The sequence below is a fragment of the Methylocystis silviterrae genome (assembly GCF_013350005.1).
GTDB classification, from domain to species: domain Bacteria; phylum Pseudomonadota; class Alphaproteobacteria; order Rhizobiales; family Beijerinckiaceae; genus Methylocystis; species Methylocystis silviterrae.
Genome location: NZ_JABVWW010000001.1, coordinates 253,645 through 279,101 on the forward strand (window position 1 = coordinate 253,645; position 25,457 = coordinate 279,101).

Consider the following 25,457-nt stretch of genomic DNA (forward strand, 5'->3'; position numbering starts at 1 on the left):
ACATGGTTTTTAGCGCTTGTCATGTTCTGTTTCAGCTAACGGCGGATGGCGCTCCAATTGTGACGCGCTTAAAACAACATAACAAATATGTTATTAAACGCAAGCACCACAATAAGATCGTGAATTGACATTCGTGCGGTTTGGAGGTTTATGCGTTCGAAATACAGAACGTCCGTTGCTGCTCGCTGGCGCGGACCAGGTCGGCGCGTCAAGGCATGAGCAATATCGAGAATATCGTCGCGCGGCGGCCCGCCGAATCGTCGCAGCAGAGTCTGCCGACCCTGCATGTCGAGGATCGCGACGGCGTTGTCCATGAACTCGAAGCCGTCGAAGGCTGGCGGCTGATGGAGATTTTGCGCGACCATGGCGTCGGCATGGACAACACCTGTGGCGGCGCTCTTGCATGTGCGGAATGCCACGTCGTTCTCGACGCGGAATCGGCCCGCCGCGTGCCGCCGCCGCGCGAAGAGGAAGTCGAAAAGCTCGATGAATTGCCGATGCTTTACGAAAATTCGCGTCTCTCCTGCCAGATCATCTGGTCCGATGAGATGAGCGGCCTTCGGCTAAAGCTGGCGCAGGAAACGTGATGCCCGTCTTCAAACATCCCCAGATCCTAATCGCGTCGAATTTGACGGACGGCGAAGTGGTGTTTCTCGGCCCCTCGGGCTGGGAGCGCGACCACCGCCGCGCGCGCATCGCGCGGAAGGCCGACGAGGCGACCGCGCTCGAAGCCTTGGGCAAATGCGACATTTCAGCCAATCGCGTGGTCGACGTCTATCTCGCCGATGTCGAGATCGGGAGCGACGGCGCGCCGACGCCGTTACATTATCGAGAGAAAATGCGCGTGAAGGGACCGAGCGTTCGCCTTGATCTCGGCAAACAAGCGGGCGAGGGCGCGTTATGACGGCGGTCGATCTGCGTGTGGCGCAGCGGCCCAATGCGCCGATGACCACCTATCGTTACGATGAATATGACGCGGCTTTTGTAAGCGAACGCGTCGCGGAGTTTCGTGAGCAGGTCAATCGGCGGCTTTCCGGCGCGCTGACCGAAGAGGAGTTCCGCCCCTTCCGGCTGATGAACGGGCTCTATCTGCAGCTACACGCCTATATGCTGCGCGTCGCTATTCCCTATGGCACGCTGACGGCGCGGCAGATGCGCCGGCTCGCCGATATCGCGGATAAGTGGGACAAGGGCTACGGCCATTTCACGACGCGCCAGAACCTCCAATACAATTGGCCCAAGCTCGTCGATACGCCGGACATTCTGGAATCGCTGGCGGACGTCGAGATGCACGCCATCCAGACGTCGGGCAACTGCATTCGCAATGTGACGGCAGATCACTTCGCCGGCGTCGCGCCGGACGAGATCGAAGATCCCCGGCCGACGGCGGAGTTTCTCCGCCAATGGTCGAGCCTGCATTCGGAGTTCTCGTTCCTGCCGCGGAAGTTCAAGATTGCGGTGACGGGCGCAGAGCATGATCGCGCCGCGATTCTGGTGCATGACATCGGCCTGCGCATCGTGAAGAACGATGAGGGCGAGATCGGCTATCAGGTCGTGGTCGGCGGCGGACTCGGCCGTTCGCCCTTTATCGGCAAGGTCGTCGGCGAGTTCGTGCCGCGCGAGGATCTGCTCGCCTTTCTCGAGGCGATCCTGCGCGTCTATAACCGCTTCGGCAGGCGCGACAACAAGTACAAGGCGCGAGTCAAAATTCTCGTCCACGAGAAGGGAATCGACGAAATCCGCGCCGCGGTCGAAGCCGAGTTCGCGGCGATGGACCGCACGGTTTTCGCCCACGACGCCGAGGAGTTTGAGCGCATCGCCGCATTCTTCGCGCCGCCGCCCTATGACTCGCTGCCGGCGACGTCGGCCTTGCTGCGCGCCGCGAAACTGGAGACGCCGGCTTTCGCAAATTTCGTCGACGTCAACGTCGGCGCGCACAAGATCCCCGGCTACGCCATCGTCACCGTCTCCTTGAAGCCCATCGGCGCCGTCCCCGGCGACGCCTCGTCCGATCAGATGCGGGTGCTGGCCGACGCCAGCGAGCGCTTCGGCTTCGGCGAACTGCGCGTCAGCCATGAGCAGAACATCATCCTGCCGCATGTGAAGCAGGACGATCTTTTTGCGCTTTGGCGCATGCTCGACGCCGCCGGGCTCGCGACGGCGAACGCCGGTCTCGTCTCCGACATCATCTCGTGCCCCGGTCTCGACTATTGCTCGCTCGCCACGGCGCGCTCGATTCCCATCGCGCAGGCGATCTCGAAGCGCTTCTCCGACATGTCCAGGCAGCGGCGTATCGGCAAGCTCGGCGTCAAGATCTCCGGCTGCATCAACGCCTGCGGCCATCACCACGTCGGCGCGATCGGCATTCTCGGCCTGGAGAAAAAGGGCCAGGAATCCTATCAGATCACGCTCGGCGGCGATCCGACCTTCTCCGCGTCGATCGGCGAAATTCTGGGACCTGGGGTCACCGCCGAGCAGGTGCCCGACGTCGTCGAACATCTCGTCGACTACTATCTCGCCGAACGCGAGGAGGGCGAAGCCTTCATCGACACCTGGCGCCGCATCGGCCATGCGCGATTCAAAGACGTTCTGCGTCGGGAGGGCGAAGATGGCGCTGATATCTGACGGCCGCTTCATCGAGGACGCATGGCGCCGACTTGCCGACGAGGAAGCGCTGCCGAAGACGGGCAAGTTCATCGTGTCATTGCCGCGACTCGAACATGCCGTGGAGGTCCTTGGGCCGACGGCTACGTTTGGCGTGATCGTTCCGAACACGACGGAACCGTCGGCGCTCATCGCAGCCTTGCCGCGGCTCGACCTCATCTCGATCACTTTCCCGGCTTTCGCTGACGGCCGCGGCTTCTCTTTGGCGCGCCTGTTGCGGCGGGCGGAGTTTAAAGGCGAGTTGCGCGCTAGCGGGCGTCTCGTCGCCGACCAGTATCCTCACGCGATCGGTTGCGGCTTTGATACGATCGAGATCCCCGACGACCTCGCCGATCGCCAGGACGAAGAACAGTGGCGCGCCGCGCTCAGCGCCTATTCAATGAGCTATCAGCGCGGCTACGCCGGGCGCGGCTCGATCCTCGAAGCGCGCCGAAAGGCGGTGCGTTCATGAAGCCTTCGATCCCCGAAACGCTGGCGCCGCGACTGGCGCCGCTTGATCTCGATCATCGTTTGCTGCTCGTGCGCGAGTTCATTCCCGGCCGGATCGTCTTCACCACGAGTTTCGGCGTCGAGGATCAGCTCATCGCGCATTCGATCTTCACGCAGGGCCTCGATATCGACGTTGCGACGATCGACACCGGCCGGCTCTTTCCCGAAACCTATGAGCTGTGGGAGCGCACGGAAGCGCGCTATGCGCGGCGTATTCGCTCGGTCTACCCGCAGGCCGCGCCGCTCGAAGCGCTCATCGAGGAGCAGGGGATCAACGGCTTTTATAAGTCCGTGGACGCGCGCAAGGCCTGCTGTCATGTTCGCAAGGTTGAACCGCTGTCGCGGCTGCTCGCGGGCGTTTCCGGCTGGGTGACGGGGCTTCGAGCGGACCAATCGCAGGCGCGCGCCGAGGCGCCGCTCATCGCCTTCGATGAGACGCACAGGGTGCTCAAGCTGAATCCGCTGGCAGATTACACGCGCGACGCGGTCGTCGCCGCGGTCGAGGAGTATTCGGTGCCGATCAACGATCTCCACGCCAAGGGGTTTCTATCGATCGGCTGCGCGCCATGCACGCGCGCGGTGCAGCCCGGCGAGGACGAACGCGCCGGACGCTGGTGGTGGGAAGAAGACAACAAGAAGGAATGCGGCCTTCATGTCGGCGAAGACGGCGTGTTGCGACGCGGCGCGCCGCAAGAGGCGAGCCTATGACGGCGCTTGCGACACGTCCGCTCGGCCATCTCGATCGCCTCGAGGCCGAGAGCATCCACATCATGCGCGAGACCGTCGCCGAGTGCGAACGGCCGGTGATGCTCTATTCGATCGGCAAGGATTCGGCGGCGATGCTGCACGTCGCCATGAAGGCGTTTTATCCATCCAAGCCGCCGTTTCCGCTGCTCCATGTCAATACGACCTGGAAATTTCGCGAGATGATCGAGTTTCGCGACCGTCGCATGAAAGAGCTTGGCCTCGAACTCATCGAATATATCAATCCCAGAGGGATTGAGATGAACATCAGCCCCTTCGTTCATGGCTCGAAGCTTCACACCGAGATCATGAAGACAGAGGCGCTGAAGCAGGCGCTGGATAAGTATAAATTCGACGCCGCTTTTGGCGGGGCGCGTCGCGACGAGGAAAAATCCCGCGCCAAGGAGCGCGTGCTGTCCTTTCGCACGGCGCAGCACCGCTGGGATCCGAAGAATCAGCGCCCGGAATTCTGGCGTCTCTACAATACGCGAAAGGCGCCGGGCGAGAGCCTGCGCGTTTTCCCGATGTCGAATTGGACCGAGGCGGACATCTGGGATTACGTCGCGCGCGAGAACATCCCCGTTGTTCCGCTCTATTTCGCCAAGGAGCGGCCGGTCGTGCGCCGCGGCGGCACGCTCATCATGGTCGACGACGCGCGCATGGAGCTCGCGCCCGGCGAATCCATCGAACATAAGATGGTGCGCTTTCGTACGCTCGGCTGCTATCCGTTGACCGGCGGCATCGAAAGCGATGCGGCCAGTCTCGAAGAGATCATTACGGAGATGCGCGAAAGCCGCTCCTCGGAGCGCCAAGGGCGCCTCATCGACCACGACGGCTCCAGCTCCATGGAGCAAAAAAAGCAGGAAGGATATTTCTAACATGCACGGCGCCGTCGCTGCCGCATCGCCGCCGCGCGCGTCAGCGCGGTTGGTCGGCGAAAAGCCGCTCTTGCGATTCATCACCTGCGGCTCGGTCGACGACGGCAAATCGACGCTGATCGGTCGTCTGCTGTACGACGCGGATCTTGCGCCCGACGACATTATCGCGGCGCTGGAAAGCGATTCGAAAAAGCATGGCACTCAGGGCGAAGAGCTGGATTTCGCCTTGCTCGTCGACGGGCTTGCAGCCGAGCGCGAACAGGGCATCACCATCGACGTCGCCTATCGCTATTTCGCGACCGACAGGCGCAAGTTCATCGTCGCCGACACGCCCGGCCACGAGCAATACACCCGCAACATGGCCGTCGGCGCCTCAACCGCGGAACTCGCCATTCTGCTTGTCGACGCGCGCAAGGGAATCCTGCCGCAAACGCGACGTCATAGCGTCATCACCTCGATGTTCGGCGTGCGCCATGTCGTCGTCGCCGTCAACAAGATGGATCTCGTCGGCTACAGCGAAGAGGTGTTCCGCAAGATCGAAGCGGATTTTCACGCCTTCGCCGACCATCTTCGTTTCGCGTCCATTTACGTCGCGCCGCTTGTCGCCAAGGATGGCGATAATCTTGTCCACCACAGCGCCAATATGCCTTGGCACGATGGGCCGCCGCTGCTTTCCTATCTTGAGGGCGTCGCGGTGGAGGACGCCACGCGGATCGCGCCCTTCCGCATGCCCGTGCAATGGGTGAGTCGCCCTAACCTCGACTTCCGTGGGTTCTCGGGCTTCATCAGCGGCGGCAATATTCAGCCGGGCGACATCGTGCGCGTTCTGCCCTCGGGGCGCGACACGCGCGTCGCCAGGATCGTGACCTTCGACGGCGATCTCGAGAGCGCCGTTTCCGGCCAGTCGGCGACCCTCACGCTCACCGAAGAGATAGATATTTCGCGCGGCGATCTCTTGTGTTCGCCGGTCTCGCCGGCGAAGACCGGGGATCGTCTCGATGCGAGGCTGTTGTGGCTGGTGCGCGAGCCTCTTGTCGTCGGCAAGAGCTATCTCTTGAAGCTCGGGACGAAGACTGCGCCGGCCGCCGTGACCGCGGTCGATGCGCGCATCGACATCGAAACCGGCCTGCCGCAGCCGCTCCCTGAAGGGTCGACGCTCGCCTTCAACGAGATCGGCGGCGCGCGCCTTTCGCTCGAGACCGTGATCGCCTGCGATCCCTATGGCGAGAACCGCGAGACCGGCGGATTCATTCTCATCGATCGCATCACCAATGAAACGGTCGCGGTCGGCATGGTCAAAGCCGTCGCCGCATCGAATGGCCGTGTCGCGCCGCCGCTGACGGAGCTCAGCTACGCCTCCATGGAAGGACTGCCGCTGGCGCGGGAGTCGTTTCGACCGACCCCGACGCGCAGCCTGGTGAAGGCGCTCTCCTGGCTCCTGCCGGCGAGCATTTCGACGTTCCTGATCGTTTACGCCTTCGTCCAGAGCGCCGCACTCGCCGCCGAAATCACCGGCGTTGAAATGATCGCGATCTTCGCGCTCTATTATCTTCACGAGCGGTTTTGGTTGCGATTAAGCTTCGGGCTGGGGACCGAAGACGCGCCGGACCGAGATGACCCCAGCCTGTAATAAGAAATTCGTTCGAACTGCTCGGGTGTCATTCCCGACGCGCGCAACGCGCGCGATCGGGAATCCAGAGCGACACCCAATATCCTTGTTGTGGCTCTAGATTCCCGGTCAGGCCTTCGGCCTGCCGGGAATGACACGGCCCGAGCGAACGGATCAGCCGGACGCGCCGTCAGTGGGCTTCGTCCCAATTGGCGGCGGCGCGCGCATCGACTTTCAGCGGCACGGCGAGATGGACGGCGGGCGTGGGCGCCTGCTCCATGACGCGGCGCGCGAGTTCGATCGTCGCCTCCGCTTCTTCGTTCGGCGCTTCGAAGACAAGCTCGTCATGCACCTGCAGAAGCATCTTCGCCGAGAGTCCCTCGCGTGCGAGCGCGTCATCCATCCGTATCATGGCGCGTCTGATGATGTCCGCGGCCGCGCCCTGGATCGGCGCGTTGATCGCCGCGCGCTCATAGAAGGCGCGGTCTGACGCATTCGCCGATGAGATGCCGGGGAAGTGGTAGATTCGGCCGAAAATCGTCGAGACTTCGCCCTTCTCGCGCACCGTCTTGCGCGTTGAATCCATATAGTCCCGAATGCCGGGAAAGCGTTCGAAATAGCGTTTGATGTAGGCGCTCGCCTCTTCGCGCGGAATGCTCAGCTGATTGGCGAGGCCGAAGGCGGAAATGCCGTAGATGATGCCGAAATTGATCGCCTTGGCGCGGCGGCGCGTTTCGGGCGGCATGTCCTTGATGGGCACATTGAACATCTCGCTCGCCGTCATCGCGTGAATGTCGAGATTTTCGGCGAAGGCGCGTCTGAGCTGAGGAATGTCGGCGATATGTGCGAGCAGCCGCAACTCGATCTGCGAGTAATCCGCCGAGATCAGCACATGGCCGGGCGCCGAGACAAAGGCCTTGCGAATTTTGCGGCCGGCCTCATTGCGCACGGGAATGTTCTGCAAATTGGGCTCGGATGAAGAGAGCCGTCCCGTCGTCGTGGCGGCGAGCGCATAGCTCGTGTGCACGCGACCAGTCTCGGCGTTGATATAGCCGGGCAGGGCGTCGGCGTAGGTGCTCTTGAGCTTGGAGAGCTGTCGCCAATCGAGAATGCGGCGCGAAAAATCATTGCCGGCGACGGCGAGGTCTTCGAGAACGCTTGCGGACGTCGACCAGGCGCCGGTCGCGGTTTTCTTCGCGCCCGGCAGCCCCATCTTGCCGAAAAGTATGTCGCCCAACTGCTTGGGCGAGCCAAGGTTGAAACTCTCGCCGGCGAGTTCGAAGATCTCGGCTTCCAGCCGCGCCATGTCCTGCGCAAATTCGCCGGAGAGCCGCGACAGGGTCGCGCGCTCGACCATGACGCCCCTTCGCTCCATGCGCGCGAGCGTCGCGACCATCGGCCGCTCCAAGGTCTCGTAGACCGTGGTCATGCGCTCGGCCAAGAGCCGCGGCTTCAGCACGCGCCAAAGGCGCAGGGAAATGTCCGCCCGTTCCGCGGCGTATTCCGTCGCCGCCGTGAGCGCAGCGCGGGCAAAGCCGAGAAAATTGCGGCCAGCGCCGGCGACGGAGGCGAAGGTCAGAGCGTCATGGCCGCAATAATTGCGCGCCAGCTCTTCGAGACGATGATCGCCACGTCCCGAGTCCAGCGCGTAGGACATGAGCATCGCGTCGTCGATCGGCGCGACGTCGATTCCGTAGCGCGAAAGAACCAGCAGACCATGCTTCATATTATGCGCGATCTTGAGGATCGAGGCGTCCTCAAACAACGGCTCTAATCGCGCGAGAGCCGCGTCGAGCGGGATCTGTCCTTCGACCAAAGCGGCGCCGGAAAAAAGGTCAGCCGAGTCGCCAGTGCGATGCTGGAGCGGGACATAGCAGGCGCGTCCCGGCGCGGTCGCTAAGGAGACGCCGATGAGTTCGCAACGCATCGGGTCCGGCAAGGTCGTTTCGACATTGATCGCGACGAGTCCTGCGCCAACGGCTTCCGTGATCCAATCATCCAGACGCTCGGCCGAGCTGACCGTCTCATAAGCAGAGCGGTCGATCTTGACCGCTTTTGCTTCAATGAGACGCGCGGCGACGAGGCTCGCGGGAGTGAGGGCGTCGCTCGTCGCTTTCTCGATGCCTCTCGGCGCTTCAGAAGCGGGCGGCGCGATCTCGGACAATTCGCCGTTGCGCCCGCGCCAGCCGGCGGCGCCCAGAAATCGGGGATCGGGCTCAACGTCCTGCGCATGGACCCCATACATCTCGGCGACGCGGCGGGTGATCGTCGTGAACTCCATCGCCTGTAGAAAAGCGATAAGCTTCGTCGCGTCAGGTTGATGAAGACCAAGCTCTTCGAGCGGCGTTTCGAGAGGCGCATCGCGCACGAGTTCGCACAGCTTCTTCGAAAGAAGGATGCGTGCGACCGCGTCCGGCTCGGTCAGCGCCTCGCGTCGCTTCGGCTGCTTGATGCCCGACGCTTGGGCGAGCAGCGTTTCGAGATCGCCATATTCGTTGATGAGCTGAGCAGCAGTCTTGACGCCGATGCCTTTTGCGCCCGGCACATTGTCAGTGGAATCGCCCGCGAGCGCCTGCACGTCGACGACCTTCTCCGGCGGAACGCCGAAATAGTCGACGACCTCGGCTTCGCCGATGAGGCGTTCTTCGCGCGCGCCTTTCGTTCCCGCCGTCCCCGAGGCGGGGTCGTACATTCTGACGCCGGGACCGACGAGCTGCATCAGATCCTTGTCGGCCGAGACGATCAGCACGTCCGCGCCCTTGGCCTGCGCCTGCGTCGCATAGGTGGCGATGAGATCGTCGGCCTCGTAGACGTCCTGTTCAATCGGGGTGAGGCCGAAAGCGCGCACGACGGCGCGCATCAGCGGGAACTGCGGAATGAGATCGTCCGGCGGCTCGGTGCGGTGCGCCTTGTAGTCGGGATAAAGGTCTTTTCGGAAGGAGTGCTCGCTCTTGTCGAAGATGATGGCGAGATGCGTGGGCTTTACGCCGGCCGCGCCTTCGCGCACGAACTGCAACAGCTTCGTGCAGAACAGCCGCACGGCGCCGGTCGGCAGCCGGTCGGAGCGATAGTTATATTTCGCATCCTGTCGGATCGACTGGAAATAGGCGCGAAAGACGAAGGAGGAGCCGTCAACGAGGAAGATGTGGCTCCCGGGGCCGACGGGCTTATGCGTGAGGGTCATGCGCCTATCTTAGCGGCGCGCGCGCGCCGCGTCATGACGCCCGCGCCTGAAACCGCCGTTTGACCCTCGCCGGCGCCAAGCCTAGAAGGTCGCATGTCCCACAACAGTTTCGGCCATCTTTTCCGCGTCACCACCTTCGGCGAGAGCCACGGGCCGGCGCTCGGCGCGATCGTTGACGGATGTCCGCCGAACATCCCGCTCGAAGCGCAGGAGATCCAGGGCTTTCTGGACAAGCGCAAGCCCGGACAGTCGCGCTTCACCACGCAGCGGCGGGAGGCCGATGAGGTAAAGATTCTTTCGGGCGTTTTTGCCGACCGCGATGGCCGACAGGTGACGACCGGAACGCCGATTGCGCTGCTGATCGAAAATACCGACCAGCGCTCCAAGGACTATGGAGAGATCGCCGACAAATATCGACCCGGCCACGCCGATTACGTCTATGACGCGAAATATGGCGTCCGGGATTATCGCGGCGGCGGGCGCTCCTCGGCGCGGGAAACCGCGGCGCGAGTCGCCGCCGGGGCTGTCGCGCGCAAGGTTATCGCCGGCGTGACGATTCGTGGCGCGCTGGTGCAGGTTGGCCCGCATAAAATTGATCGCGCGCATTTCGATTGGGCGGAGGTCGAGCGCAATCCGCTTTTCTGTCCGGACGCCCGCGCGGCGGAACTATGGGCTGATTATCTCGATGGCGTGCGCAAGAATGGATCGTCCGTGGGCGCGGTGATCGAGATCGTCGCCGAGGGCGTTCCGGTCGGCTGGGGCGCGCCGGTTTACGGCAAGCTCGACGCCGATCTGACCGCGGCGATGATGTCGATCAATGCGGTGAAGGGCGTCGAGATCGGCGCGGGCTTCGCCGCCGCCGAGCTGACCGGCGAAGGCAACGCCGACGAGATGCGCGCCGGACAAAACGGACCGGAGTTTTTGTCGAACAACGCTGGCGGCGTGCTCGGCGGCATTTCGACAGGCCAGCCCATCGTCGTGCGCTTTGCAGTGAAGCCGACGTCGTCCATTCTGACGCCGCGCCGCACGATCGATCGCTTTGGCAAAGAGACTGAGATCGTCACCAAGGGCCGTCACGATCCCTGCGTCGGCATTCGCGCCGTTCCGGTGGGCGAAGCGATGATGGCTTGCGTGCTCGCCGATCATTTCCTGCGCCATCGCGGGCAGGTGGGGTGAGGGCCGCGTCGCGGGGCTGATCGCGAGTTGTCGCGACTCGAGTCACCCCGTCAACGCCACGCGTTCGTGACCGAGGTCAGGTTCGCCGCAACGCTCCAATATTCTTTGTCGGGCGGCGTCGCGCAACGCGATCGCCGCTTGGAAATCGTCGCCCTCGGGCGCGATCGGCGCGCCGATATGCACGGCGATCGGGCCTCGCCGGAACAGCCAGGAATCGCTGCGCAAAATCGAGCGCGTGCCGCGTATGGTGATCGGCACAATTGGTAGCCCCAACTGCGCGGCGCTCGAAAACGCGCCGATATGAAACCCCAGCAGTCCCGGCATGCGCGAAAAGGTGCCCTCCGGAAACCAGACCAGACGCACGCCGGCGCGCGCCGACTTCAAGGCTTCCCTGGCGTCGGCGACGCCGCCTGCCGGATCAGAGCGGCGAACGAAAATCGCGCCGAGTCGCCGCAAGAAGGGACCAGCGACGCGCTGATGCGCAAGCTCTTCCTTCGCAATGAAGGAGAGCTCTCCAGCACAGACGGCGACCAGCACTGCGCTGTCTAGATAGCTGGAATGATTGGCGACGAGGATCGCATTGTCTGGCGGGAGCGGCGCGTCGCGCGTGACCGAGAGGGGGCATCCGATCATGCGAAAAAACGATCGAGCCGCCGCGCTGACAAGGCGGTGACGCCATGACCGCTTTGGCGTCGCCAGCACGCATGGCCACACGCAAACGCCAATTAACGCCAGCACGCTCCATGCGTAGCCGTTGTATGCCGAGGTCGCGAGGTTGGTCAGGGCTTTGCGCAGCCGCGGCGCGGCGCCCGATAGGGCGAGGCGGACAAGCTGCAATTGTGGGCTCTCGCTTTTCACGCGCAGCCGGCCGGATTCGAACATGGCGCGCGCAGCCGAGCGTCGTATCTTGCCGCTCGACGTCTTCGGGATGGTGTGCGGCGGAACGAGGACGACTTCATCCGGCGCGAGATCAAGCAGAGCCTGGGACGCCTCGACGATCCTTTTGCGTAGCGATTCCCGCCTCGCGTCTTCGGTCAGGCGCGTTTCGGCCAACACGATGAGTCGTTCCGTCCCGGCGCGCGCGTCGAGCGCGGGAAACACCGCGACGCAGCCTTTTCTCGTCCCTTCAAGCGACCCGACAGCCTCCTCGAGCTCCTGCGGATAGATGTTGCGCCCCGCGCGCTTGATCAAATCCTTGATGCGGCCGGTGACGAAAACGTCGCCGCCGGCGACATAGCCGCGGTCGCCCGTCTCGAGCCAATCGCCGTCGAACAGCGCGCGAGTCTTTTCCGGATTTTGGAAATATCCTCGCGTTGCAGATGGCCCGCGAAACTGGATGCGTCCCTCCTGGCGTTCAGGCAATTCGCGACTGGAGTCATCGACGATGCGAATCTCGTGATGCGGGAGAGGGCGCCCGCAGGCCACCAAGGAGATGACATCCTCGCCGCTGGCGTCCGCCACGCGCGCCACGCTGTCCCGATCGAGCGCTTTCCGATCGACGCGATCGATGAGCGGTCCTCTGCCGAGCGGCGGAAAGGCGAGCCCCACCGCATTTTCCGCGAGGCCGTAGACGGGAGTCATCATCTGATGCTGAAAGCCATAAGCCGAAAACCGTTGGACAAAGCGCGCAATTGACGTCGGGCTAACCGGTTCAGCGCCGTTCATGATCGCGCGCAGCGAAGAAAGATCGAGATTCGTGATCTTCGTATCGTCGATGGCCTTCAGGCAGAGCTCGTACGCAAAATTCGGCGCCGCCGAGATCGTCGCTTTATGAGCGTCGATCGCCCACAGCCAGCGGGCCGGATCAACGAGAAAAGACAGCGGCGACATGATCAGCGCAGGCGCTCCATAGTAGAGACTGCCCAGCCAGCAACCGATCAGCCCCATGTCGTGATAGAGCGGCAGCCAACTGACGACCCTATCCGCCGACGAGGCCTTCAACACGGCGCCCATGGCGCGAATGTTGGCGAGGAGATTGGCGTGCGACAGCACGACGCCCTTAGGATCGCCTGTGCTGCCCGAGGTGTATTGAATGAGCGCTGTCGCGTCGGGCGGCGCCGGCAATGGCGTGGGCAAAGGCGCCGCAGAGCTCAGCTCAGGAATCGTAACGATGTGCTGAAGCGCGTCGACCAGCCCGTAGAGCAAGCGTCCGACAATTCTGATCTCGTCGTTCGTGATCAGCGCACAGGCCTCAGCGTTCGACAATATGCCGGCTTGGCGGCGCAGATGATCCTCAATCTGCGATAGACGAAACGGCGGGTAAATCGGAACGGGAACAGCGCCGCAGAACAAAACCGCGAAAAAGGCGACGAAGAAATCACGGCTCGTCGGCAGCATGATCGCGATGCGATCGCCAGAGCCAACGCCTCGTTCGACGAGCCCGCCAGCTGCGGCCCGGGCGGCGTGATAGAGGTCATGATACGTCAGAGGCTCCGGAGGCCCTTCAGCGCGCCAAAGCAGAACATTTTCGCGCGCGCCATGCCGCTTTGCGTGTTGAGCCAGCGCCTCGACCAGCGTTTTGGCCTCGAGAGGTTCGTCCACAGACTCGAGCGTCAGATCGGGAGCTGGACGAAGCGCCGCAGGGGCGACCGCGGCGCCGGCGGCGAGAACGGCGTTGAGGAGATCGCGGGGACAGCTGACCTCTCCGAGGAGCCGTTCGGAGAGCTGCACCTTGAATTGGCGGTTGAGCCGCAGCAACAGCTCGGCGCGGGTCAGGCTATCCAGCGCCAAATCGCGATCAAGGTCGCTATCGAGCTGCACGAGACGCGACTCGACCATATCCGGATGCAACTCGATGACGAGACCGCGGACGACCTCAAGAATGATCTCCTGGGGGTCTTCCACGGGGCGCATCGACGCCCGCTCAGGGCCTGATTTCGCCTCCGGCATGGCCTTTCCACTCATGCGCCGCATAACGCGTCACCCGATAGAACTATGGTCGCGCCTCCGACTCGGCGAGTCTGCTCGGCGGAACATCATGTCAATCCGGAAGGCCGATCGAAGGTCGCGCGCCCCCGCACAGCGACGGCAAAGCTGGAAGGCTAATTCGAGAAGTATGTTTCACTGTTCCGGAGTCCGACCAAATCGGATCAAGCGCAAGCGATTGGAACCAAGCGCCAAGCGGCGTCGCGCATTCGCTTTGTCTTGCATCAAAATCGACGCGTCGCTTCGTCGCACAGCGGTTTTTCGTCACCTCGCTTGACCGCACGCAAGATTGAAACCTAAGGTCGGTGCTTGGAACCCGAGAGGCGGCGGTGGATCCAATCTTCCAGCGGACAAGTCAGCGTGCGCGCATTTTTGCGGCGCTCGTCGCCTTCCTTATGCTCGTGCAGACCACGAGCGCGGGCGCGGGCGCCGTTGCGCTGGGAGAAGGCGTCGCTTTCGGAACAATCTGCGCGCCGCAGGATGCGGGGAACGGCGAGCCGCCGCTTTTCCCGAATGAACGCCACCGCCATGGATTCTGTTGCGTTCTTCACAATGGCGCGTTGGACGCGCCTCCTTCCAAGCCAGTTGTTTCGATCGCTCTAATTTTTCCAGCTGAGGCTCGTTCGTGTCCGCTGGAGAGGTCCAGTCAGGCGCCGCGCATCGAGCCACGGCGCGCGCCACAATCGCCACGAGCTCCTCCCCGACAGGGCTGAAGTTTTCTCGCGCTGAGATTCAACGCAGCCGCCATCATTACGATGGTGATGCGGCGAGAGCGCGTTCGCGAAAAATCTTTCAAACGGATCCTGTCGCCACGGCTGCGAGAGCAGACGCAGCGACTGCCGAGCGCGCGCGCATCAAACCATTCCATGGGGCTTTCATGCCCCACATAACCAGAATTTTGGAGATGACTTATGAGCATGACAAAAGCAGAGGCCCGTTCCGCCGCGCGAAGCGCTGAACGAATTATCGACACCAGGCCCGTTCTTATCGGCGTTGCGGTCTTGATGTTCTTTGTGGCTATCCTGCGCCTCTACGAACAACTTTTCGCCTGGAGATTTGGTCTCGATTCCTTCTCCCCCGAGTTTCAGCTCTACTGGATGGGCCTGTTGCAATTTGCGATTCTCGCGTCGTGCTTGGGCGCGGTCGGCCTTGTCGGCTTTCTGTGGCGCACGCGAGATCGCGATCTGGCGAATTTGGGAGCCTCAGCCGAAACGCGACGGCTCGTTTATCTCGTCCAGTGGCTGCTCGTTTTCTCGCTCGCCCTGTTTTGGGGCTTAAGCTTCTTTTCGGAGCAGACGGCTGTCTGGCACATGACCGCCGTGCGCGACACGGATTTCACGCCGAGCAATATCATCACCTTCTATATTGCATATCCGCTCTTTGCGATCATCGGGCTAGGCGCGTTCTTCTATGCGAAAACGCGCCTGCCGACTTTCGCGAAGGGATATTCTCTCGCCTTCGTGGTTCTTGTCGTTGGCGTCTTCATGACGATCCCGAATGTGGGATTCAATGAATGGGGTCACACGTTCTGGGCGATGGACGAAGGCTTTGCAGGTCCGCTGCACTGGGGCTTCGTCTTTTTCGGCTGGATGTCGCTGGCGACTTTCGGCGTCGTGCTGCTGATCCTTGGCCGTCTTCGCGAGCTCCTCGGCGCGGATGCGCTAGAACAGCTCTATCGACGTTAAGTTCGCCCGGCGCTTCAGCCGCATAATTGCGAAGCCGGCGCCGACTCCTTGGAGCGGCGCCGGTTGCATTCTCAGGTTCGGCGTATGTGCAGAGGCCGACGCGTCCATGTGGCGGACATCTGCCTCACGGCAACGCCTGCTGCATCAGCACGGCTGGGAATGACACCTGCGAGGCGAGAGGGATATGCGCCCCCGCTACGGTTTTGAAGCCTAACGCCTTGTAAAAATTTTCGGCGGCGAACGTTGAGCAACAATGAAGTTCGCTTACGTCTCGAGCCTTTGCGTCCATGCAGCACCGATTCATAATCGAACGCGCGATGCCCAAGCGAGTCCAGCCGGGATGGGTAGCGAAATGGCGGATATGCGCCTCCCCTCGGACGATCTTTGCAGTTCCCGGACGCTCAAGCGACCAGCCTCCGCACCCGATGAGTTCGCCGTGGCTGCTCTGCGCGACGTAGAAGGCGCCAGATGCGAGGAGTGTCGGATTTGCCTTTGTCATGAAAGGCAAGGCTCGATCGAGCAGCGCCTTTTCGTAATGCGAGGCCAACAGAGTTGAGTAGCTCGCCGCCAAGAGGGCGCTCACCGCGTCTGCGTCAGAAAGAGCTGAGAGCCTCACGATGTAGGTCACGGTCGCGACCATTGCATCAAGAGCGGTGGAACGCCGCTAAGCGGCGAGATCGGCGACAACCGCATCGAGCACCGGGAAGCCTTCCGAGCTGACGCGCAGCCTGTTCTCGCGGGTGAATTCGACCAGCCCGTCGCCGATAAGTTCGCTGATGCGCGACTGCGACAGGCGTTTGCCGGTCAGCAGGAAATAGCGCTGCGGATCGACGCCTTCGCGCAGCCGCAGCCCCATCAGCAGGAATTCGTCGCCTTCCTGCTCGGACGAGAGCAATTCGTCCTCGATGATGCCGTGCCCTTCGGTTTCGACGCAGGTCAGCCACATCTCGGGATGCCGCTCGGTGGACTGGGCGCGCCGCCCGCGCGGCGTGACCACCCGCCCATGCGCGCCGGGGCCGACGCCGACATATTCGCCGTAGCGCCAATAAACCAGATTGTGCCGGCACTCGGCGCCGGGCCGCGCATGATTGGAGACTTCGTAAGCCGGCAGGCCGGCGCGGGCGGTGACTTCCTGCGTCACGTCCCAGAGCGCGCGCTGCGTATCGGCGTCGGGCAACGCCATCTTGCCGGTGTTGACCATGCGCTCGAACATCGTGTCCGGCTCGATCGTCAGCTGATAGAGCGAGACATGCTCGGGCGAACGGGCGAGCGCCAGCTCCAGCTCTTTTCGCCAGGCGGCGGGCGTCTGGCCGGAACGGCCGTAGATCAGATCGAAGGAGGCGCGGTCGAAGACCGAATTGGCGACGTCGAGCGCCATGAGGGCTTCCGCGACGGAATGCTGCCGGCCGAGCGCGCGAAGGTCAATGTCGTTCAATGCCTGCACGCCGAGCGAGACGCGGTTGACGCCTGCGGCTTTGAAGCCCTTGAAACGCGAGGCCTCGACGCTTGTCGGATTGGCTTCGAGCGTGATTTCGCAGTCCTTGGCGAGGGGCCAGTGGCTCGAGATCTGGGAGAGAATGGCTTGAGCGGTCGAAGGCGCCATCAATGACGGCGTGCCGCCGCCAAAGAAGATCGAGCGGACTTCGCGCCCGGGCGTCAGAGCGGCGCGATGCGCCAGCTCCGCGCTGAAGGCCTCGACGAAGCGGTCCTCGTCGACGTCGCCGCGCCGGACGTGGCTGTTGAAATCGCAATAGGGGCATTTCGACAAGCAAAACGGCCAGTGGACATAGACGCCAAAGCCGGGGTCGAAAGCATTGCGAATCGGTGTCGCCATGGTTCTTTATCGCACGGAATGGCGGGAAGGGCACGGCGATCTGAACCCCCTTTTAGGAGGCTGCATGGCGTTTTGGGAGGTCTTGCGGTTCTGGCGGAGGAGGCCGGCGGTTCAACAGCCGGACCCAGCGATGCTGGCGATCGCCGAGGCGATCTCCCGCAATCTGGCGGCCCTCGGCCTATTCGTCGATTCGCGGCCATACGGGCGCGGGTTCTTTGAAATCAAAGCCTCGACCTCTCCAAAGCTCATCACCACGCCCGACGGGAGAGAGGCGTCCGGGATCGCGCTCCTGCTCGCCAGCGCGTATGAGCCGCCGTCCCTGGTTTTCGAACAGATCAACTCTTTGCAGCGCGGCTTGGGGCGGGCGATGGTGGAGGCGGTCATCGCCGGGGTAAAGGAGCGTCCCGGCGCGTTCCGGCTGCTGCGGGTCAACGACCTTTCGCCGCGCTTGCCGGACGGCCGGCGATGGTGGGAGCATGTCGCCGCGGCGCATCCCGAATTCGATTGGGTGATCACGCATGAGGAGCCGTTCGGAAGTGCGCCTAGGACGTGAGCGACGGGGTTTTGACGCCCTGTCTTTGCTCTGCTCAAGGCTTGCCGTATGGCGCCTGGCGCACGCCGACCCAGCGCCCGCGCAGACGGTGAGCGAGATCGAAAACGCGCCCGATTTCTCAAGGAAGCGGCAAACGCTCGCGGCGCTCGTGGCGGAGTTCGGCTACGACGTCAGCAAAGTGACCCTCAGCCCACAGAAAAAGACGTTCAACTATCTCGGCCAGAGCTTTACGTCGGAGGGGCAGTCTTTCTCCGACGGCCGCATCGAAATCTATTACGACCCGAACATGAGCGACGCCCGCCTCGGCTGCTGCCTTGCGCATGAACTGCAGCATGTGCGCTATTTCGCGGTGCGTCACGCCTATCGCGCAGAACCGAGCGACGGACCTTTGCATCGGCGCTTTGCCAAATATGCGCCGGAACTGCTCGCGGCGCAGCGCGGCGTTTCCAATTATTCGAACGAACATTGGGACGCTTGGAAAGGCAATGCGCCGCCGAAGCTTTTCTCTTTTGAGTTGGAGGAAGGGGAAAGCGAACCCATCAATGAGACGATCGCAGAAGTCGCCAAGGCGCTCTACAATTGGGGGCCGGACGTGCGCATCAATCTTCTGTGGAAAGAGCTGCACGACGCGATCAATGAAGAACATGCGGCGCTGCGAAACGCATAGAGCGCCGCCCGTTCACGGCTTGCGTTCACGTTCGAGCAGCTCGCGTTTGCGCTCGACGCCCCAATAGTAGCCGGAAAGCGCGCCGTCGCTGCGCACGACGCGATGGCAGGGAACCGCGAGCGACACCGGATTGGCTGCGCAGGCGCCCGCGACGGCGCGCGTCGCTTTCGGCGCGCCGATGCGTCGCGCGACCTCGGCGTAGCTTGCCGTCTCTCCTGCGGGAATTTCGCGCAGCGCGGCCCAGACGCGCTGCTGAAAGGCCGTGCCGCGCATGTCGAGCGGCAGATCGAAAGATGATTGCGGCCGCTCCACCATGCCCACCGCCGCGGCGACATAGCGTTCGAACGACTCATCGCCGCCGATGAGCGTGGCGCGCGGAAATCGATCTTGCAGATCGCGCAGCAGCTCTTCCGGGTCATCTCCCAGTGAAATGGCGCAAACGCCCTTCGCGCTGGCCGCGACGAGCACCGCGCCCAGAGACGACTGGCCGATGGCGAAGCGGATCATTTCTCGCGGCGCCCCGGCGCGATAGGCGCTTGGCGTCATGCCCAATGTGTCCTGCGCCGTCGCGTAGAACCGCGCGCTCGAATTATAGCCCGAGCCATAGATTGCATCGGTCACTGTCTGACCTTCCATGAGTTTGCCGCGCAGGCGCGAGCGCCGATGCGCCTGAGCATAGGCCTTGGGCGTAACCCCGGCGATGCGCGAAAACAGTCGGTGGAAATGGTAGGGGCTCAGTCCGATCGTGCGCGCCAGCTGCGCAAGCGTCGGCGGCGCTTCCGCCGCCTCTATCATTCTGCAGGCGCGGGCGATCTTCTCCGCGTCCCGCTCCCCCTGCGACGGCGCCTCGGGCCGACAACGACGGCAGGGACGAAAACCTGCCGCCTCCGCTTCCGCCGCCGTGGCGCAAAAGCGCACATTGGCGCGCTTCGCTGGCCGAGACGGGCAGGAGGGGCGGCAATAGACGCCAGTCGTTTCGACGCAATAGAAAAAGTCGCCGTCGCGGCGCGCATCGCGCGCGACAACCGCCGCCCAGCGCGTCTCGTCGAGATCGAGCGCATTTGCCTGCGTCATGTCGTTCGTCTGCATGCCGCGCATCATCCAACTTTTGCGACGATCGCCGCAATGCGTTTCTTGCTGTCAAATCCAAATCCGGCTGACACGCCCGTCGGGCGATCCTATGCTGTATGTTTGAAGCCACGGACCGGGGAAATGGCCGGAGAACGTCGCGCCGCCTTTACGCGCCGAGAAGCAATCGCCGGCGCTGGCGCATGCCTCGCCTTCGGCGCGCGCGCTGAAACTGCCTCGACCCTGCTTGTCACGCACCCTGCGGGGTTAGCGCACGACATGGCACCGACTCACGTCGAGCACCCCGAACGCCTTCGCGCCATTCTACGCGCGCTGGATGGCGCGCGCTTCGCAGACCTCATGCGCGCCGAGGCGCCTTTGGCGGTGCGGGACGCGCTGCTGCGCGCGCATAGCTCCGAACACCTCGCGCATCTCGCGAAATCGGCGCCTCCAGAGGGATATGCGCGCATAGGTCCGGACGTCGCCATGAACGGCGCCACGCATGAAGCGGCGTTGCGCGCCGCGGGCGGCGCTCTCGCGGCCGTCGATGCGGTGATGCGCGGCGACGCCAAGAACGCTTTCGTCGCCATGCGGCCGCCGGGACATCATGCGACGCGCGACTTGCCGATGGGCTTTTGCTTTTTCAATAACGCCGCCGTGGCGGCGCTACATGCGCGCGCGGCGCATGGCGCGCTGCGCGTCGCCATCGTCGATTTTGACGTGCACCACGGCAATGGCGTGCAGGAGATTTTCTGGAGCGATCGAAACGTGCTTTACGCTTCGACGCATCAGATGCCGCTCTATCCCGGGACTGGGGCGGTGAGCGAGACCGGCGCGCATAACACGATCGTCAACGCGCCGCTCGCAAAGGGCGACGGCGGCGCTCAATTCCGCGAGGCGCTGGCGTCGCGCATTCTGCCGCGTGTCGACGCCTTCTCGCCCGATCTCATTATTCTTTGCGCCGGATTCGACGCTCATCTCCACGATCCGCTCGGCGGATTAAGATTCGTCGCCGAAGATTTCAGGGATGTCACGCTGCGCGTGATGGAGATCGCCGCGCGCCGCTGCAAGGGACGCATCGTCTCGCTGCTCGAGGGCGGCTATCGGCCGGAAGACCTCGCGCGCAGCGTCGCGGCGCATGTCGGCGCATTGATGGACGCGTGAATCGGTTTGCGGTTTGTCATTCCCGACACGCGCGATGCGCGTGATCGGGAATCCAGAAAAATCTTGGATTCGGTATAGCGGCTCTGGATTCCCGGTCAGGTCTTCGACCTGCCGGGAATGACATTCGGATCAGCCAAGCCGCGCCGCCAGCCTGCTCCACAAGTCGTTCTCCGCCTGAAAGATATAATCGAGCCGCGCGCTGGTGACGCTTTTGGCGCCTCGGGCGATCAGCCAATCGGCGAGCGCCGCCACCTTTTTCGCCGGACAGGAGAACGTCGCTGACTCGTCGTCCATCTCGCGTAATCCGGCGCCGAAGTTCGCCTCGGCCTCTCTCAGGATATGTTCGCTCGGCGTTGGCAGGCTTGCGCGCACGTCGCGCGTCGTGCGCGCTTCTTCTTCCGCGGCGATGCGGGAGAGAATGACGCGCGCCGCTTCGCGCGCCGCATTGTCCCACGGCGCCGTCAGCGAGGCGACGAGATTGGCCTGCGAGCGCAGAATCACGCCGTCCTCGATGATCTTCAGCGCATTCGCGGCGAGCGTCGCGCCCGTCGTCGTGATGTCGACGATGAGATCGGCTGAACCTGCCGCGGGCGCGCCTTCGGTTGCGCCAGAGCTTTCCACAATGCGGTAGTCGGACACGCCATGCGCGGCGAAGAAGCGTCGCGTCGTGTTGACGTATTTCGTCGCGACCCGCAGTCCGCGGCCGTGGCGCGCGCGAAATCCATCGGCGACATCGGCGAGATCGCTGATGTAGCGCACGTCGATCCAGGCTTGCGGAACCGCGACGACGACATTCGCGGCGCCAAAGCCGAGCGGGGCGAGAAGCTCCACTTTCTTGTCGGCGTCGGCGATCTCCTCGCGCACCAAATCTTCGCCGGTGACGCCGAGATGGGCTTCGCCCAAGGCCAGCCGGCGCGTAATTTCGGAAGCGGAGAGATAGGCGACTTCCGCGCCTTCGACTCCGGCGACGGCGCCGCGATAGTCCCGCGCGCCGCGCCCCTGCGTCAGCTCCAGGCCGGCGCGCGCGAAGAAAGCGACGGCGTTCTCCTGCAGCCGGCCTTTTGACGGGGAGGCGATGATGAGTTTTTGCGCGGTCGCCATCATGCTTCTCTCGCGCTCGGGGAAAGACGGTCGATCCAGATGGCGGCGCCGACAGCCGGAATGTCCGACGCTGCGCCGAGCGTCTTGAGCAGTCGGTCGTAGCGTCCGCCGCCGATCACCGGCTCGCCCGCGCTGGAGTGGCGGGCCTCGAAAACGAAGCCGGTGTAATAGTCGAGATGACGCGCAAAACTTGCCGAGAAGCGGATCTCGTGAGCGGCGAGGCCGCGCGCGCTGATGGCCTCAGCGCGCGCGTCAAACGCGTCCAGCGCGGCGGAGAGGTCAAGCTGCGCGTCGGCGGCCAGCCGGCGCATGGATGCGGAAGCTGACTCGGGCGCGCCTTCAATGGTGAAAAAAGTCTCCGCCAGCGCGCGCGTCTCGTTGGAAACTCTCGCGCCTTCGGCGAGCGTCGCCTGATCGAGAAAGCGTTCGGCGATTTCAGCCGCGCTGCGGCCGCCGACGGCGGTGATGCCGGCGATGGACAGCAAGTCCTCGACGAGACGGCGCGCATCCGACGGGTCGACTTTCGTCAGCGCCGCCAATACGCCCGACTGTTCCGATCTGCCATTGCGTTCGGGCGACGCAAAAATATCGGCTAGCCTTTGGCCGCGCGCGTGCCCGGCCGCCAGACGCCGGCGCCAGACCGGCGGCATCTCGAGCCGTTCGAGGAAGGCGGCGACGAGCCCGGCGTCGCCGATCAGAACCTTGAGCGCCGTCGCGCCGGCCGCCGCCGCGGCGTCGAGGGAAGCGGCCAGAATTTCGACGTCCGCGGCTTCGCGGTCCTGGCGGCCAAAGCTCTCCAGCCCCGCCTGAAGAAACTCGCCGTCGCCGGTCGCGCCATGTTCAGGCGCGCGAAAGATCGAGCCGCCATAAGCATATGCGGCCGGATCGCCCGCCCGAACGCAGGCGAGATAATCAAGGCAGACCGGAATCGTATATTCCGGCCGCAGGCAAAATTCAGCGCCCGAGCCATCGCTCGTCAGGTAAAGCCGGCCGCGGAAATCCTCTCCTGAACGATCCAGAAAAACATGCGCAGGCTGCAGGAGACGCGGCTCGCAGCGCGCGAACCCCTCCCGCGCGAAATGCGCAAGAATGGCCGCTAGGCTCGTAGCTTCGCGTTCTGCTGAAGTGGCGGTGACGGCGTTCAAGCGCAAATCCTTCGAAATTTGCGCTCTCTTTAGCAAGTGCGTCGCGCCAGCGACACCCCTGCTCCGGGCGAAAGGTGAACGCCTCAAAGCAAAGGCCGCGGTCCAGAGCCTTGCATCCCTCGCTCTCGTCTGCCAAATAAGGGCCGGGAGGTTGGCGGTGGACGCTTCACTCGCCAACCGGGTCAGGTCCGGAAGGAAGCAGCCCTAACGAGCTTGGGCGGGTCTTCGTTCAGCCTCCCACCTTCTTCGGCGAGCAGCGAATGGCGTAGCGCAATATACTGCGCTGTTCGTCGCTCGTCTGCCGCCGGATGGATGCAGATGGACCACGAGCACGATCCGCCGAGACCGTTGCTGGCGTCCGATGACGGACCTTCGCTGTTTGGCGCCGATCAGGCGCCGCCGTCGGCCTATCGCGTGCTGGCGCGCAAATATCGACCGACCACCTTCGCAGACCTGATCGGCCAAGATCCGATGGTGCGCACGCTCGAAAACGCATTCGATCTCAACCGAATTCATCAGGCCTATCTGCTGACGGGCGTGCGCGGCGTCGGCAAGACGACGACCGCGCGCATTCTTGCGCGCGCGTTCAACTATGAACTGCCGGCAGGAGACGGACGGCCCGCGATCAATCAGCCGACGATTCATATGGAGGAGCTCGGCGTCCACTGTCAGGCCATCATCGACTCGCGCCATGTCGACGTGCTCGAAATGGACGCCGCTTCGCACACGGGCATCGACGACATCCGCGAAATCATCGACAACGCCCGTTACCGCCCGGTCATGGCGCGGACCAAAGTCTACATCATCGACGAAGTGCATATGCTCTCGAAGGCCGCGTTCAACGGTCTCTTAAAGACGCTTGAAGAGCCGCCTGAGCATGTGAAGTTCATCTTCGCGACGACCGAAATCGACAAGGTGCCGGTGACGGTGCGTTCGCGCTGCCAGCGCTTTGATCTGCGCCGCATCGACGCCGGCCTGCTCGCTGAACATCTGCTCGGCGTCTGCAGGGCCGAGGGCGTCGCCATCGAGCCGGAGGCGCTCGCGATGATCGCCCGCGCGGCGGAAGGGTCGGCGCGCGACGCGCTGTCGCTGCTCGATCAGGCGATCGCTTATGGGGCGGCGCATTCCGCCGGCGGCGCGATCGCCGCCGAGGATCTGCGTCTGATGCTCGGCGTCGCCGACAAGGCGCGGGTCATCGACCTCTTCGAAGCGGCGATGTCGGGCGACGTCGCTGCAGCGATCGGCATTCTCGAAGACCAGTACAATGGCGGCGCCGATCCGGCGCAGGTGCTGCTCGAACTCGCCGAATTCACCCATCTTGCGACGCGTTTGAAGCTTGCGCCGGAGACGGCCCATTCGGCGGCGTTGACGCCCGAGGAGAAGCGCCGCGGCGAAGACGCCGCCTCGCGTCTTTCAGTTCCGGCGCTGACCCGCGCCTGGCAAATTTTGATGAAGGGCGTCGAGGAATTGCGCGGCTCGCAGCGGCCGCTGGCGGCGGCCGACATGGTGCTGGTGCGGCTCACTTACGCCGCAGACATGCCGACGCCGGGCGAGGCGTTGCGCCGCCTCGGCTTTGGCGAGGGCGCATCGGGCGCCGGACCTGAGTCGCCCCCGGCGCGAAGCGCGGCGCCTGCCGGGGCCGGCGCAGGGCCGATGCGTGGCCCGCGGCTGGCTGCGGCGGCGCGTCCCGCAGTCGCTCAGCCCTCCGCCGCGCCGGCCGCAAAAACCGTGATCGAGAGCTTCGACGCGCTTGTGGCGCTCGCCGCGCAGAAGCGGGACATGAGGCTCAAGATCGCGCTCGAATCCGAGGTCCGGCTGGTTCGCTTTGAAGCCGGGTTGATCGAATTTGAACTCGCGCCCGGCGGCGCGCGCGATTTGGCGGCGGCCATGATGCAAAAGCTTCAGGCTTGGACCGGCGAGCGATGGATGGTTTCGATCGTCGCCTCCGGCGGCGCGCCGTCTCTCAAGGAACAGCGCGAAGCGGAGGAGCGCAGGCGCCGCTCGTCTCTGGAAAGCGATCCGCTCGTGGCGAGCGTTCTCGCGCGTTTTCCGGGCGCGCAGATCATCGCCGTGCGGGGCAGGGACGAGGGCGCATCGTCCGCCGAAACACTTTATGATGATGCGTCGCCAATCGAAGAAGACGACGGAGAAGCGCAATGATGGACTTCATGGGCCTGATGAAGCAGGCGCAGCAGATGCAGGCCAAGATGGCCGAAGCGCAGCTGGAACTCGAACAGACCGTCGTCGAAGGCGAGGCGGGCGGCGGCATGGTGAGGGTCGCGCTTACCGCGAAAGGCGGGATGAAAAGCATCTCCATCGACCCCAGTCTGTTGACGCCCGAGGAGAAGGAAATTCTTCAAGACCTGATTCTCACGGCCCACATGCAGGCGCGCGCCAAGGCCGAGGAGGCCATGGCCGAAAAAATGAAAGCGCTCACCGGCGGGCTACCGTTGCCGCCAGGCTTCAAATTGCCGTTTTGATGCGTATTGCTGCAATTCTCGCGTCATGGCCGGCCTTGAGCCGGCCATCCACGCGATGACGCCGCCCAAAACTTCCAATGATACGTAGCAT

The 25,457-nt window shown here is 63.6% G+C and carries 22 protein-coding genes and 1 other RNA gene; 15 read left to right on the forward strand and 8 right to left on the reverse strand.

Annotated elements, in window-relative coordinates; all coding sequences use genetic code 11:
- The first annotated feature begins 215 nt into the window (after positions 1-215).
- From HUN39_RS01190 to cysN, 7 genes are read left to right on the forward strand one after another with little or no spacing between them, the layout of a single operon-like run.
- Positions 216-587: a 2Fe-2S iron-sulfur cluster-binding protein gene (locus tag HUN39_RS01190; RefSeq protein WP_124738714.1), complete on the forward strand. Its 372-nt coding sequence runs from the start codon at positions 216-218 to the stop codon at positions 585-587.
- On the forward strand, positions 587-904 hold the full coding sequence (locus HUN39_RS01195; RefSeq protein WP_175092686.1) for a DUF2849 domain-containing protein: 318 nt from the start codon (positions 587-589) through the stop codon (positions 902-904). The genes HUN39_RS01190 and HUN39_RS01195 overlap by 1 nt, the downstream gene beginning before the upstream one ends.
- On the forward strand, positions 901-2,625 hold the full coding sequence (locus tag HUN39_RS01200; RefSeq protein ID WP_175092687.1) for a nitrite/sulfite reductase: 1,725 nt from the start codon (positions 901-903) through the stop codon (positions 2,623-2,625). The genes HUN39_RS01195 and HUN39_RS01200 overlap by 4 nt, the downstream gene beginning before the upstream one ends.
- Positions 2,609-3,115: a DUF934 domain-containing protein gene (locus HUN39_RS01205; RefSeq protein WP_175092688.1), complete on the forward strand. Its 507-nt coding sequence runs from the start codon at positions 2,609-2,611 to the stop codon at positions 3,113-3,115. The genes HUN39_RS01200 and HUN39_RS01205 overlap by 17 nt, the downstream gene beginning before the upstream one ends.
- Complete coding sequence (locus tag HUN39_RS01210) at positions 3,112-3,861, forward strand: phosphoadenylyl-sulfate reductase (RefSeq protein WP_175092689.1); 750 nt, start codon at positions 3,112-3,114, stop codon at positions 3,859-3,861. Before HUN39_RS01205 ends, HUN39_RS01210 begins: the two co-directional genes overlap by 4 nt.
- Positions 3,858-4,775, forward strand: a complete 918-nt coding sequence (gene cysD, locus HUN39_RS01215) for a sulfate adenylyltransferase subunit CysD (protein ID WP_175092690.1) — start codon at positions 3,858-3,860, stop codon at positions 4,773-4,775. Before HUN39_RS01210 ends, cysD begins: the two co-directional genes overlap by 4 nt.
- A gap of 1 nt (position 4,776) precedes the next feature.
- Positions 4,777-6,405 carry a sulfate adenylyltransferase subunit CysN gene (cysN, locus tag HUN39_RS01220; protein ID WP_175092691.1) on the forward strand — a complete coding sequence of 543 codons (1,629 nt, stop codon included), beginning with the start codon at positions 4,777-4,779 and terminating at the stop codon, positions 6,403-6,405.
- Between the two features lie 169 nt (positions 6,406-6,574).
- Here cysN and polA read toward each other — a convergent pair whose 3' ends face one another.
- Positions 6,575-9,568, reverse strand: a complete 2,994-nt coding sequence (gene polA / locus HUN39_RS01225) for a DNA polymerase I (protein WP_175092692.1) — start codon at positions 9,566-9,568, stop codon at positions 6,575-6,577.
- Positions 9,569-9,661: 93 nt separating this feature from the next.
- Here polA and aroC point away from each other — a divergent pair, with 93 nt between their 5' ends.
- On the forward strand, positions 9,662-10,744 hold the full coding sequence (gene aroC / locus HUN39_RS01230) for a chorismate synthase (protein ID WP_175092693.1): 1,083 nt from the start codon (positions 9,662-9,664) through the stop codon (positions 10,742-10,744).
- Between the two features lie 42 nt (positions 10,745-10,786).
- Here the strand turns inward: aroC and HUN39_RS01235 are convergent, their stop codons facing one another.
- The gene (locus HUN39_RS01235) at positions 10,787-13,633 is read right to left on the reverse strand and encodes an AMP-binding protein (RefSeq protein WP_175092694.1); all 2,847 of its coding nucleotides are present in this window, start codon (positions 13,631-13,633) and stop codon (positions 10,787-10,789) included.
- Between the two features lie 332 nt (positions 13,634-13,965).
- Positions 13,966-14,220: a hypothetical protein gene (locus tag HUN39_RS01240; protein ID WP_175092695.1), complete on the reverse strand. Its 255-nt coding sequence runs from the start codon at positions 14,218-14,220 to the stop codon at positions 13,966-13,968.
- 360 nt (positions 14,221-14,580) lie between these two features.
- On the opposite strand from HUN39_RS01240, the gene HUN39_RS01245 reads away from it, so the two are divergent.
- On the forward strand, positions 14,581-15,354 hold the full coding sequence (locus HUN39_RS01245) for a methane monooxygenase/ammonia monooxygenase subunit C (protein WP_175092696.1): 774 nt from the start codon (positions 14,581-14,583) through the stop codon (positions 15,352-15,354).
- Positions 15,355-15,478: 124 nt separating this feature from the next.
- On the opposite strand, the gene HUN39_RS01250 is transcribed toward HUN39_RS01245, so the two are convergent.
- Both HUN39_RS01250 and hemW read right to left on the reverse strand, forming a co-directional pair.
- Complete coding sequence (locus HUN39_RS01250) at positions 15,479-15,994, reverse strand: GNAT family N-acetyltransferase (RefSeq protein WP_175092697.1); 516 nt, start codon at positions 15,992-15,994, stop codon at positions 15,479-15,481.
- 24 nt (positions 15,995-16,018) lie between these two features.
- The gene (gene hemW / locus HUN39_RS01255) at positions 16,019-17,188 is read right to left on the reverse strand and encodes a radical SAM family heme chaperone HemW (RefSeq protein WP_175092698.1); all 1,170 of its coding nucleotides are present in this window, start codon (positions 17,186-17,188) and stop codon (positions 16,019-16,021) included.
- Positions 17,189-17,252: 64 nt separating this feature from the next.
- On the opposite strand from hemW, the gene HUN39_RS01260 reads away from it, so the two are divergent.
- Positions 17,253-17,741: a hypothetical protein gene (locus tag HUN39_RS01260; RefSeq protein WP_175092699.1), complete on the forward strand. Its 489-nt coding sequence runs from the start codon at positions 17,253-17,255 to the stop codon at positions 17,739-17,741.
- Positions 17,742-17,829: 88 nt separating this feature from the next.
- A complete protein-coding gene (locus tag HUN39_RS01265) occupies positions 17,830-18,408 on the forward strand; it encodes a hypothetical protein (protein WP_332310699.1) in 579 nt (192 codons plus the stop codon).
- A gap of 12 nt (positions 18,409-18,420) precedes the next feature.
- Here HUN39_RS01265 and ada read toward each other — a convergent pair whose 3' ends face one another.
- A complete protein-coding gene (ada, locus tag HUN39_RS01270; RefSeq protein ID WP_175092700.1) occupies positions 18,421-19,497 on the reverse strand; it encodes a bifunctional DNA-binding transcriptional regulator/O6-methylguanine-DNA methyltransferase Ada in 1,077 nt (358 codons plus the stop codon).
- Positions 19,498-19,620: 123 nt separating this feature from the next.
- Between ada and HUN39_RS01275 the strand changes: the two genes are divergently transcribed.
- Entirely contained in the window at positions 19,621-20,640 is a 1,020-nt protein-coding gene (locus HUN39_RS01275; protein ID WP_175092701.1) for a histone deacetylase family protein, read from the forward strand.
- Between the two features lie 129 nt (positions 20,641-20,769).
- On the opposite strand, the gene hisG is transcribed toward HUN39_RS01275, so the two are convergent.
- Together hisG and HUN39_RS01285 are read right to left on the reverse strand one after the other, a co-directional pair.
- Positions 20,770-21,741: an ATP phosphoribosyltransferase gene (gene hisG / locus HUN39_RS01280; RefSeq protein ID WP_175092702.1), complete on the reverse strand. Its 972-nt coding sequence runs from the start codon at positions 21,739-21,741 to the stop codon at positions 20,770-20,772.
- Entirely contained in the window at positions 21,741-22,892 is a 1,152-nt protein-coding gene (locus HUN39_RS01285; protein ID WP_175092817.1) for an ATP phosphoribosyltransferase regulatory subunit, read from the reverse strand. Before HUN39_RS01285 ends, hisG begins: the two co-directional genes overlap by 1 nt.
- 139 nt (positions 22,893-23,031) lie before the next feature.
- Here HUN39_RS01285 and ffs point away from each other — a divergent pair.
- The 3 genes from ffs (at position 23,032) to HUN39_RS01300 (ending at position 25,366) form a co-directional block, all read left to right on the forward strand.
- An RNA gene (ffs, locus tag HUN39_RS01290) (signal recognition particle sRNA small type) lies at positions 23,032-23,128 on the forward strand.
- Positions 23,129-23,204: 76 nt separating this feature from the next.
- Complete coding sequence (locus tag HUN39_RS01295) at positions 23,205-25,046, forward strand: DNA polymerase III subunit gamma/tau (protein WP_175092703.1); 1,842 nt, start codon at positions 23,205-23,207, stop codon at positions 25,044-25,046.
- Positions 25,043-25,366 carry a YbaB/EbfC family nucleoid-associated protein gene (locus HUN39_RS01300; RefSeq protein WP_175092704.1) on the forward strand — a complete coding sequence of 108 codons (324 nt, stop codon included), beginning with the start codon at positions 25,043-25,045 and terminating at the stop codon, positions 25,364-25,366. Before HUN39_RS01295 ends, HUN39_RS01300 begins: the two co-directional genes overlap by 4 nt.
- Positions 25,367-25,457 lie beyond the last annotated feature (91 nt).